The following is a 10318-nucleotide window of genomic DNA, read 5'->3' as shown; positions in this document are numbered from 1 at the left end:
TGGTTTGCCATTTCTGGCATTTTGTTATTTTCATAACTTCTGACTATTTTCTCTATTCGGTTGTTAATGTCCTTATTTTTTTCTTTCGTCTGCGGTGTTTCCCGCTGACAAATATAATAGTACCACAAATTTTAAAGTTCGTCAACAACTTTTTTTATTTTTTTTATTTTTTTTATTTTAAAAATAAAAAAAAGATAGTAAAACCATTGATTTCACTATCTTTTCAAACTACAAATTTATTTTCTAAGATCATCAACAAGTTTAGTCTTCTCACTTGTCTTTTCATCTTTTAATTTTACAACTTTAGCTGGATTTCCTGCTACGACTGCACCAGCAGGAACATCTTCTAACACTATAGCACCAGCTGCTACCACTGAACCTTTTCCAATTCTAACTCCTTCTATTACAACAGCATTAGCTCCTATCATAACATCATCTTCAACTATTACAGGTTGTGCTGATGGAGGTTCTATCACTCCTGCTAATACAGTTCCTGCTCCAACATGACATCTTTTTCCTACAATAGCTCTTCCACCTAAAACAGCGTTCATATCTATCATAGTCCCCTCACCAATTTCAGCTCCAATATTTATAACAGCTCCCATCATTATAACAGCGTTATCTCCAATCTTAACTTTATCTCTTATTATTGCTCCTGGCTCAATTCTTGCATTTATAGCTTTTGTATCTAATAAAGGAACACCTGAATTTCTCGCTACATTTTCAACAAAATAGTTTTTTATAGTTTCTTTATTTTCCTCTAGTATAATAGAAATTTCTTGCCAATCACCTATTAAAATAACTCCTTCTTCACCTTTAAAAGTAAAAATACCATCATTTTCAAAATCAACACTTCCATTTATATAAACTTTACTTAATGTTTTCTTTTTAGAATTTTTTATAAAACTTATTAACTCCTCAGCTGTTTCTAATCTCATCTTTGTAATACCTCCTAATTTTTATTGAAAAATATCTTCCATTGTATATAATCTTGCTTCTTTTCCTTTTATAAATTCAGCACATTTCAAAGCTCCTACAGCAAATATTTTTTTTGACAGAGCTTTATGAGTTATTTCAATAATCTCATCCTCTCCTGCAAAAATAACTGTATGTTCTCCCACTATAGTTCCACCTCTAACAGCATGAACTCCAATCTCTTTAGCCTCTCTTTTAGCCACTCCTTCTCTACCATAAACCACATTGTATTTTTCTGTTAAAGCTTTTTGTACAGTATCTAAAAGAGTTATTGCTGTTCCACTTGGTGAATCTATCTTTTTATTATGATGCTTTTCTATTATCTCTATATCAAAGTTACCTTCTAATTTTGGTGTTAGAGTTTTTAAAACTCCATTCATTGCATTCACTCCCAAAGATGTGTTTGAAGATAATAAAATTGGAATATGTTTCGATGCTGCTAAAAGCTTCTCTAAAGTTTCTCCTGTATATCCTGTTGTAGCTATTACTAATGGATATTTTCTTTCAACACAAGAATCTATTAAGCTATTTAATTTACTAAAATGTGAAAAATCAATTACAACATCAATCTGCTCATCTTTTTTTATCTCTTCTATATTATCAACAAAAGCTACTATTTTTTCTCCGCCTAACTCTTTTATAGTTTTTCCCATAGCTCCTGTTCCATGCATAGCTATTTTCAAATCTCTTCACCCACTTCTGCTAGCTCTTTTTTCAGTATATCTATACTCTTTTGTTCTAACTCTCCTAACGGTAAACGACATCCACCAACATTCATACCTAAAAGGTTCATAGCTTTTTTCACTGGAATTGGATTAACTTCTACAAATAGTGATTTTACTAATCCATTATATTTCAACTGAAGTCTTCTAGCTTCGTTTACATCTCCATTTAAATAGCTATAAACCATATTATGAACCACTTTAGGCTCTATATTTGCTAAAACAGAAACTGTTCCTACTGCACCTATCGACATTAAAGGAACCGTCATATCGTCATTCCCTGAATATATCTCTAATTCAGGAACTAATCTTGCAATTTCACATGCATATGATATGTCTCCACTAGCTTCCTTTATTGCTACTATATTTTTTTGTTTTGCTAATTTTTTTAATAATCCTAAAGATAGATTAACTCCTGTTCTTCCAGGTACGTTATAAAGCATAATTGGTAAATCAACAAATTCCGCTATTGATATAAAATGCTTATAGATTCCATCTTCATTTCCTTTATTATAATAAGGAGTTACTAATAATAAGCCATCAACTCCCATACTTTCATATTTTTTAGACATTTCAATCGCTTGCTTTGTATTATTACTACCTGCACCAACAATTATAGGTAGCCTTTTTTTATTTACATCTAAAACAGTTTCAACAATTTTTATTTTTTCATCATCTGTTAGTGTACTCGCTTCTCCTGTTGTTCCTAATATTATTAGAGCATCTGTGCTATTTGCACAATGATATTCTACTAATTTTGATATCTCTAAATAATTTACACTCATATCTTCATTAAATGGTGTAATAAGTGCTACTCCTGATCCTTTAAACATATGCTACCCTCCACTACTAAATTTATAATTTGAAAATGTTCCTTTTATATTATAGGTTAGTTTCAAAAAATTCAATTCATTTTTTTAGATTTTTTATATTCTATTTATTTTTTAATAACTTCAGCTTACAAAAACTATTTTTTCTAGTCCATTATATAAGTTCCATTCTCGTTCCCTAAGCTTTCTCCAACAAAAATAGAAACACCATATTTCTTTCCTATCATTACAGCTCTTGTCTCCATAACTTTAGCACCATTTCTTGACATCTTTTCCATATCATCATAAGAAATTTTAGAAATCTTCTTAGCTGTAGTACTTTTTCTAGGATCCTCTGTATAAACTCCATCAACATCAGTATATATTTTACATTCACATTTTAAAAAACCTGCAAGAGCTACTGCTGTTGTATCAGAACCCCCTCTTCCTAACGTTGTTATATCTCCAATCTCATTAACCCCTTGAAATCCCGCAACTATAACTATTTTGTTGCTTTTTAATGTTTTTTCTAAAAACTCTGTATCTAAACTTATTATTTCACTATCTCCATGTTCTCCATTTGTTTTTAATCCTATTTGATACCCCGTATAAGAGACCGCTTCACATCCGATTGAGTTCAATGCTAAAGATAATAGTGCAACACTTTGTTGCTCTCCTGTACTTATAAGCATATCAAGCTCTCTTTTATTTGGTGTTAATGAAAAATATTGAGCTTTTTTCAATAGCTCATCTGTTGTTTTTCCCATTGCTGAAACAACTATAACAATTTCTTCAACTTTTTCTTTTAAACTCTTTATATAATTTGCTATTTTTTCTATCTTTTCCAAAGTAGCAACTGAACTTCCTCCATATTTCAAAACAACTCTCATCACTATGCACCTCTCAAAGTTTTTATATATATTTTACTTCTTTTAATCATGATTTTAAATTTATCAATTTCTTATTTTTTTTGTTCATATAAATTTCAAATAAATAAATATTTTATTACAATTTTATATTTATAAAGTTCTTAAAATATGAATTGTTTTTTTAAAAATTTGTTTTTATAAAAAAAAAAGAATATTATTAATTAATTATTCTTTAGGAGGTTACCATGAATTTTCTATTAAATAGCATTACTAAATACAGAAGAGATTTACATCAAATTCCAGAAGTTGGTTTTAAAGAGTTCAAAACTCAAAAATATATAATTGAAGCTCTTACAGCTATGGGTTATAATCCCAATATAATCTGCGAAACGGGAGTTTATGTTTTCATTCCCGGAAATTCAGAGTATTGTAAAGCTTTTAGAGCTGATATAGACGCTCTTTCTATTCAAGAAGAAAATACCTGTGAGTTTTCATCAAAGCACTCTGGCTTTATGCATGCATGTGGACACGATGGACATACTGCTGCTCTCTTAGGTTTTGCTCAGTATCTAACTACTATTAAAAATAAAAGCATCAGTACTCTTTTAATATTCCAACCTGCTGAGGAGGGACCTGGTGGAGCCAAGTTTATTTGTGAAGCTGGTTTATTAGAAAAATATAAAGTAAAAGAGATCTACTCATTCCATCTTTTCCCAGACTTAGAGGAAGGAACTGTTTCAACTAAAGCCGGTCCTTTTTTTGCTCAAGCAACAGAGTTTGATTGTAAAATTATAGCTAAAGGTGGGCATGGTGGAATGCCACACAAAACAAATGATCCCCTAATACCTTTTACTAAAATAATAGATTCTTATCAAACTATAATCTCTAGAAATCTTTCTCCATTCAGTGCAGGTGTTATAACTGTTGGACAATTTAATGGTGGAACTGTTAGAAATATTATTCCTAACTCTGTAGATTTCCATGGTACAATTAGAGCATATTCACAAGAGGATACTGAAAATATCATAAAGAGAATGAAGGATATTCATAGAGGAACGGAATTAGCATTTAATATAAAAGTGGAGGATGAATTTAGAATTCTTTATCCAGCAGTTATAAACGATGCTAAACTTTATAACAAGTTTTTAAACGTTTCAAATAATTTTAATTTTATAGAAGGTGAAACTTTAGCATTAGCAGAAGATTTTGCTTTTTACGGTGAAAAAGTTCCTGCTGTATTTTTCCTACTAGGAACTAAAAATAAAAAGAAAAACTTTGTATCTCCTCTTCATTCATCAACATTCAATTTTGATGAAAAAGTTCTTCTTGAAGGAATTAAACTATTCACTAAAATTTGGGAGGACAACAATGAAATATAAAATGATTGTTACTGACCTTGACGATACTCTTTTAAACTCTCAAGGTAAAATTTCATCTGAAGATAAAAAAGCCATCATGGAAGCTCAAGAAGCTGGAGTTAAATTTGTTTTAGCATCAGGAAGACCTACATATGCAATGAGAGATCTTGCTAAGGAACTTCAACTTGAAAAATATGGAAGTTTTATTTTATCGTATAATGGCTCTATTATAACGGATTGTAAAACAAATAAAAATATTCTAGAAGAAACTTTAACAGTTGATGAAATCCATAAGCTTTATGATTTTAGTAAAAGAAAAAATGTCGAAATTATAACTTACCTAGAAGATACAATTGTATCTGAAGACTATAGCTCATACATCGAAGTTGAAGTAGATTTAACTAAGATGCCATTTGAAAAAGTTAAAAATTTCAAAGCCGCTATCGATAAAGACTGCGTAAAATGTATCATGTTAGAAGACCCTAATTATCTATCAAAAGTTGAAAAAGAATTAAAAAACGAGTTAGAAAAAGAGTTTTCTATCGCTATTTCAAAACCATTTTTCCTTGAGATTACAAAACTTGGGGTTGATAAGGGAAGTTCTCTTTTGAGATTAGTTGATTTAATTGGAATTAAAATAGAGGAAGTTATTGTCGTTGGAGACTCTTATAATGATTTGCCTATGCTTAAAGTTGCTGGACTTCCGGCATGCGTTGAAAATGCAAAACCTGAAATTAAAGATATCTGTAAATTTATATCAACTTCAAATAATAACAATGGTATGGCAAATCTAATAAAAAAATTAATATTTAAAAAGTAAAGTGGTTAGCCACTTTTCTTTTTAAATAAAATACTTTGATAATAAAAATAATTGACATTTAAAACATCTCATGGTAATATCATAGTATCAAATTTTTGGAGGAGTTTTATGCAAGTTTTTATTCATCATATATACGAGTTTGAAAAAGGTATTAGAAACCTTATTTTACATACTATTTCTGAAGATCTTTTAACATTTGTTGAGGATAGACTTAATACAAAAAATATAGCTTATAAAATATATAAAATAAAAAATGGAAGATACAATGTTTTCTTTGGAGATGAATCTTGTATCAACGTTATCAAAAAAATTGATAAATCTAATCTCTCTGAATACACTGCTGAAGAGGATTTTATTCTTGGAATTATGCTTGGATATGACAGAAAAAAACAATGTGATAGATATATACAATTTAAAAACAGAGAACATATCAAAGTTTCATAAAAGGAGGAAGAAATATGGTTGCTATTGTGGGTGGCTTAAAAAGAGGAGAAAGAGAATATCTAGAATTACTAAAATCTTATAATCTTAAAGGAAAAGTTTACAATACTCAATGCCCTAATTTTTGCAAAAAAATTAAAAATTGTGAAATGTGTATAATTTTCACAAATCTCGTTAGTCATAACCTTTTAAACAATTGTACTAAAGTTTGTAAAACTCAAAATATTCCAATTGTTCATTTAAACAATAACAGTATTTCAACACTTAAAGAAAACCTAGAAAAAGTCTACAAATAAAAAAGATTGCAATTATTGCAATCTTTTTTTCACATAGTTTAACCATGTTAAAACTCTTTTATTCTTAAGTAAAATCAAAATAACAAAATATATTATCCCATAAATTATAGGAGTAATTATTAACGTTAATAAATTTCCATAAGCTCTTAGCATATCTATTCTTAAATAAATCACTATTGAAATTATACTTCCAATAATTATTGTTAAGATTCTATCTTTAGTCATAATTTTATAATCCAAATAAAGTCTCTTCATCTGATAAATTTTAACTAATGCTATTATAATCTCTGTAATGAGTGTAGCTATTGCTGCACCATTTCTCAAATAAAGGGGTATTAAAAAATAATTTAACCCAATATTCAGAAATACTCCAGCTATAGAGATTATCAATATATCTCTTTCCAAATCGTTTGGCAACATTACCTGTCCACCTATAAATGTCCCTATCGCCAAAAATACTAAGCAAGGAGACATTATAATCATTGTTTCAATAGATCCAATAAATCCTTCTCCTGAAAATAAAACTGTAAATTCCCTAGCTAAAATCATCATCAAAACTGTAGCAGGAATTCCAACTATAAAAGCATAATCCATAAATACATCTATATTTTTATAAATATTCTCTTTCTCTTTTCTTTTTATAGCTCCAATTATTCTAGGAGATAACACTGTTCCTAAGGTTAATATTACAGGTAAGACCATTTTATACATTTTTACAGCAGCTGTATATAATCCAACCTCTGTATCGTTTATCATTATTCCAAGCATTGTGGTATCAATACTTCCATATATTCCTATCGTAAAAATATACAGAAATATTATCAACATACTTTTCAGATGTCTTTTGAAATTCAATTCTTTAAAATTAAAATTGAAATATTTTCTAACACTAAAAACATCTACTACTCTTGCTAATACTTCTGGAACAACTAACAGCAGAGCATACAAATAATAATCATCTGGAGTTTTTATAAAATAAAATAAAAATCCTAATGATAAAATTCTAATTGTAAATGAACGAATTAATCTTCTTTTATGATTTTCCATAACCACAAAAAAATGATTTATATGAAAACATTCAAATAATACTTGAGCTGAAAAAATATAAAATATTAAACTTTCTTTTGTAAACTTACCATAAGATTTTACAGTTATTAAAAGAATTAGTAAAGAACCTACACTACTCAAAATTGTCATTAAAAAAAGTTCTGTAAAAATCTTTTTAAATTCTCCCCAATCTCCGATACCTTTTGCTTTAGATAACTCTTTTATTCCATAATTTGGAGCTCCTAAAACTGACACAATAACAAAATAAGCTACAACTCCCTGCACAAAATAAACTTTCCCTAGATATTCTGGCATTAAAACTCTAGATACATAGGGAAAGGTTATTATCGGGAAAATTGTATTACTTATTATAAGTAGTACATTGTATAAATAATTTTTTGAAACTGACATCTCTGTACATCCCTCTAATTTTCTTTTGGATTATAAAATATATAACCGATTGTTATTACTGCTAAAATCATTTGATACCATAACAACGGAATTATATCAAATGGTGAAACTTTACCACCAGCAAAACTAAGCATTATCAGCATCTGAGCTCCATAAGGAATAGCTCCTTGAGCAATACATGAAAATATATCCAAAACAGAAGCGCTTTTCTTAGGGTCTACTCCATATTTTTCTGATATTTTCTTAGCAATTGGTCCATTTATAATTATTGCAACAGTATTATTTGCAACTGCCATATCTGTTAATGTTACCAATAACCCCATACCTATTTGAGCACTCTTCACACCCTTTATTCTTTTTTCAATTGTATTCATTATCCACTCTACTCCACCAGCTTTTGTTACAAGTGATGCTAAACCTCCTGTTAAAAGAGAGAGTAAAAATATCTCTGTCATTCCTGTGAATCCATTATAAATCTCTTTTGCATAAGTCAACCATGTAAAATCACCATAAAATAGACCTATTGCTCCCGAAAGTCCTATTCCAGCTGTTAAAACAACAAATACATTTACTCCTATCAAAGAAAGAACTAACACAAATATATAAGGAAGAACTTTTATTAAATTAAAAACATACTCTCCAGTTTCTGGTGCTACATCTGGCTTTCCAAATATAATTAGTAAAATTAAAGTTAAAATTGCTGCTGGTGCCGCTATTTTTATATTAACCTTAAATTTATCTCTCATCTCTACACCTTGAGTTCTTGTAGCCGCTATTGTCGTATCTGAAATTATTGAAAGGTTATCTCCAAACATTGATCCACCCATTAATGCCGCTAATACCAACGGCATTGAAACACCACTTTTATCTGCTAATCCAACAGCTATTGGTGCTAACGAAACTATTGAACCTACAGATGTTCCTGTTGCAGTTGAAATAAATCCAGCGATTACAAATAATCCTGGTGCAATATAATGAGAAGGTACATACGTTAATCCTAAATTAACTGTAGAATCAACTCCTCCCATAGCTTTTGAAACTACTGCGAATGCACCAGCTAAAAGATAAATTATACACATCGTTATAATATCCTGATGACCACATCCTTCTAAAAAAGTTTCAAATTTTTCCTTAATGTTTCCTTTGAAAAGTAAAAATGCAGCAATTATTCCTGGAAAAATTGCCACCGGTGCTGGTAATTGATAAAATGCTAACTCCACACCCATTGAATCTAATATGATTCCGCTTCCTAAATAAAAACCTATGAAAACTAGAAATGGAATTAATCCTTTAAAGTCTCCTTTTATTTTTGTATTCATTTTTTACCCCCTTTTTATTTTCTTATACATTTTTATGAGTATACATTATTTTTCAAGTTTTATCAAATTTTTAATAAAAAAAAGCTTCGGTTTAACCGAAGCTTTTACATTAACTATTATCCTCTTATTTCAGATACAGTTTTGATTTTAAAGTTCTTGAATACGATTGATCCAGCAAATCCTGTTAAGATACCCGCAGCAGCACATAGTCCAGCTGTTATTAATACCTCTTTAGCAGGGTTGAATCCGAACATTACTGCGAAACCAGCGATTGGTGTTGCTGTTCCTGTAGCGTTGTTGATTAATCCAAAGTAGTTAACGATCATTCCAGCTATTCCTCCACCTATGAAGTTAGTTGTAAATACTGGAATTGGGTTTGCAGATATTATATCCGCTTGTGTTAATGGCTCGATTGCAACAGCTATCGTTGTTGATCTATCTCCAAACTTCATTCTATCAAAGAACACATAGTTCATGAATGATGAAGCCATTACAGATAAAGCTCCTATAGCCATTGGTAAACCAGTTAATCCTAACATTGCTGTTAATGCCATTGAACTTATTGGAGCTGTTGCAACTACTGTTATAACTCCTCCTAAAATAAATGCCATTACATACGGACTAGCTGATTGAGCTGCTATAATTATATCTCCAATTGTTTTTAAAGCGAATGTAACTCCAGGTGAAGTGAATTGTGCAATTCCTCTTCCTAAAGGTGCCGCTAAACAAATAATAACAATTAAATCTAATCCATCAGGGATTTTCTCTTCTAATTTAGGTATGATGAATGACATTACGTATCCAGTGATAAATCCAGGGATGATTCCCATTCCTCCACAAACTACACCTAACATAACTGCATAAACAGGGCTTACACCTAAAGCTAACGGTACTAATATTGCTGCCGCAACTCCTCCCATTGATCCTGCTGACGCTCCAACATCTCCTAAAAACTTAATTCCTAAAAGATCTCCACCAACATATAATTGGAAAGCTTCTACTAGAAAACTCGCCGTTGCTGCTCCTGCTAGAGCACCCATAGCCTTCATTCCTTTTGGTGCTTTTAAGCTAAACCCAGTAAAGAATGCTAAAACCAATAATAATAATACTGAACCTTTTAATAATTCCATTTTCCCTCTTTCCTCGTTAACCTTGTTAAAAAAATAACAATAGGTCAACCTAAACTTTTTTTCTCACAGAATTGATTATACCTTACTTTTTACAAAAAGTAAAGTACTTTTTTAATTTTTA

General features: G+C 30.0%; 11 protein-coding genes. 4 read left to right on the top strand and 7 right to left on the bottom strand.

Annotated features, from left to right (window positions below):
• Positions 1 to 236: 236 nt before the first annotated feature.
• The 4 genes from dapD to L992_RS04845 form a co-directional block, all read right to left on the bottom strand.
• Entirely contained in the window at positions 237 to 938 is a 702-nt protein-coding gene (gene dapD, locus L992_RS04860) for a 2,3,4,5-tetrahydropyridine-2,6-dicarboxylate N-acetyltransferase (RefSeq protein WP_047382483.1), read from the bottom strand.
• Between the two features lie 21 nt (positions 939 to 959).
• Entirely contained in the window at positions 960 to 1658 is a 699-nt protein-coding gene (dapB, locus tag L992_RS04855; RefSeq protein WP_047394676.1) for a 4-hydroxy-tetrahydrodipicolinate reductase, read from the bottom strand.
• Positions 1655 to 2530, bottom strand: a complete 876-nt coding sequence (gene dapA, locus L992_RS04850; RefSeq protein WP_047382480.1) for a 4-hydroxy-tetrahydrodipicolinate synthase — start codon at positions 2528 to 2530, stop codon at positions 1655 to 1657. Before dapA ends, dapB begins: the two co-directional genes overlap by 4 nt.
• Positions 2531 to 2673: 143 nt before the next feature.
• Positions 2674 to 3396, bottom strand: coding sequence for a hypothetical protein (locus L992_RS04845; protein ID WP_081982706.1), 723 nt, complete (start codon positions 3394 to 3396; stop codon positions 2674 to 2676).
• Positions 3397 to 3620: 224 nt separating this feature from the next.
• Between L992_RS04845 and L992_RS04840 the strand changes: the two genes are divergently transcribed.
• The 4 genes from L992_RS04840 (at position 3621) to L992_RS04825 (ending at position 6290) form a co-directional block, all read left to right on the top strand.
• Positions 3621 to 4754, top strand: a complete 1134-nt coding sequence (locus L992_RS04840; RefSeq protein ID WP_047394674.1) for a M20 family metallopeptidase — start codon at positions 3621 to 3623, stop codon at positions 4752 to 4754.
• Complete coding sequence (locus L992_RS04835; protein ID WP_047382476.1) at positions 4744 to 5553, top strand: Cof-type HAD-IIB family hydrolase; 810 nt, start codon at positions 4744 to 4746, stop codon at positions 5551 to 5553. The genes L992_RS04840 and L992_RS04835 overlap by 11 nt, the downstream gene beginning before the upstream one ends.
• Positions 5554 to 5661: 108 nt before the next feature.
• Positions 5662 to 5997, top strand: coding sequence for a DUF2023 family protein (locus L992_RS04830; protein WP_047382474.1), 336 nt, complete (start codon positions 5662 to 5664; stop codon positions 5995 to 5997).
• Positions 5998 to 6011: 14 nt separating this feature from the next.
• Positions 6012 to 6290 (top strand): DUF2325 domain-containing protein, encoded by a 279-nt coding sequence (locus tag L992_RS04825; RefSeq protein ID WP_047382471.1) that lies wholly within the window; start codon positions 6012 to 6014, stop codon positions 6288 to 6290.
• A gap of 12 nt (positions 6291 to 6302) precedes the next feature.
• On the opposite strand, the gene L992_RS04820 is transcribed toward L992_RS04825, so the two are convergent.
• The 3 genes from L992_RS04820 to L992_RS04810 all read right to left on the bottom strand — a co-directional run bounded on the left by L992_RS04820 (position 6303) and on the right by L992_RS04810 (position 10197).
• Positions 6303 to 7748: a flippase gene (locus L992_RS04820; protein ID WP_047394672.1), complete on the bottom strand. Its 1446-nt coding sequence runs from the start codon at positions 7746 to 7748 to the stop codon at positions 6303 to 6305.
• Positions 7749 to 7762: 14 nt separating this feature from the next.
• Positions 7763 to 9067: a Na+/H+ antiporter NhaC family protein gene (locus L992_RS04815; protein ID WP_047382467.1), complete on the bottom strand. Its 1305-nt coding sequence runs from the start codon at positions 9065 to 9067 to the stop codon at positions 7763 to 7765.
• Positions 9068 to 9183: 116 nt separating this feature from the next.
• Positions 9184 to 10197 (bottom strand): PTS sugar transporter subunit IIC, encoded by a 1014-nt coding sequence (locus L992_RS04810; protein WP_047384570.1) that lies wholly within the window; start codon positions 10195 to 10197, stop codon positions 9184 to 9186.
• Positions 10198 to 10318 lie beyond the last annotated feature (121 nt).

The sequence above is a fragment of the Cetobacterium sp. ZOR0034 genome (assembly GCF_000799075.1).
Lineage (GTDB): Bacteria > Fusobacteriota > Fusobacteriia > Fusobacteriales > Fusobacteriaceae > Cetobacterium_A.
This window is presented reverse-complemented; position numbering and strand designations above follow the sequence as displayed.

Excerpts from the sequence above, each read along its gene's own strand:
- dapA (WP_047382480.1), bottom strand. The coding sequence starts at position 2,530 with ATGTTTAAAGGATCAGGAGTAGCACTTATTACACCATTTAATGAAGAT.
- L992_RS04825 (WP_047382471.1), top strand. The coding sequence starts at position 6,012 with ATGGTTGCTATTGTGGGTGGCTTAAAAAGAGGAGAAAGAGAATATCTA.
- L992_RS04810 (WP_047384570.1), bottom strand. The coding sequence starts at position 10,197 with ATGGAATTATTAAAAGGTTCAGTATTATTATTATTGGTTTTAGCATTC.
- L992_RS04845 (WP_081982706.1), bottom strand. The coding sequence starts at position 3,396 with ATGAGAGTTGTTTTGAAATATGGAGGAAGTTCAGTTGCTACTTTGGAA.
- dapD (WP_047382483.1), bottom strand. The coding sequence starts at position 938 with ATGAGATTAGAAACAGCTGAGGAGTTAATAAGTTTTATAAAAAATTCT.
- L992_RS04830 (WP_047382474.1), top strand. The coding sequence starts at position 5,662 with ATGCAAGTTTTTATTCATCATATATACGAGTTTGAAAAAGGTATTAGA.
- L992_RS04820 (WP_047394672.1), bottom strand. The coding sequence starts at position 7,748 with ATGTCAGTTTCAAAAAATTATTTATACAATGTACTACTTATAATAAGT.
- L992_RS04815 (WP_047382467.1), bottom strand. The coding sequence starts at position 9,067 with ATGAATACAAAAATAAAAGGAGACTTTAAAGGATTAATTCCATTTCTA.
- L992_RS04835 (WP_047382476.1), top strand. The coding sequence starts at position 4,744 with ATGAAATATAAAATGATTGTTACTGACCTTGACGATACTCTTTTAAAC.
- L992_RS04840 (WP_047394674.1), top strand. The coding sequence starts at position 3,621 with ATGAATTTTCTATTAAATAGCATTACTAAATACAGAAGAGATTTACAT.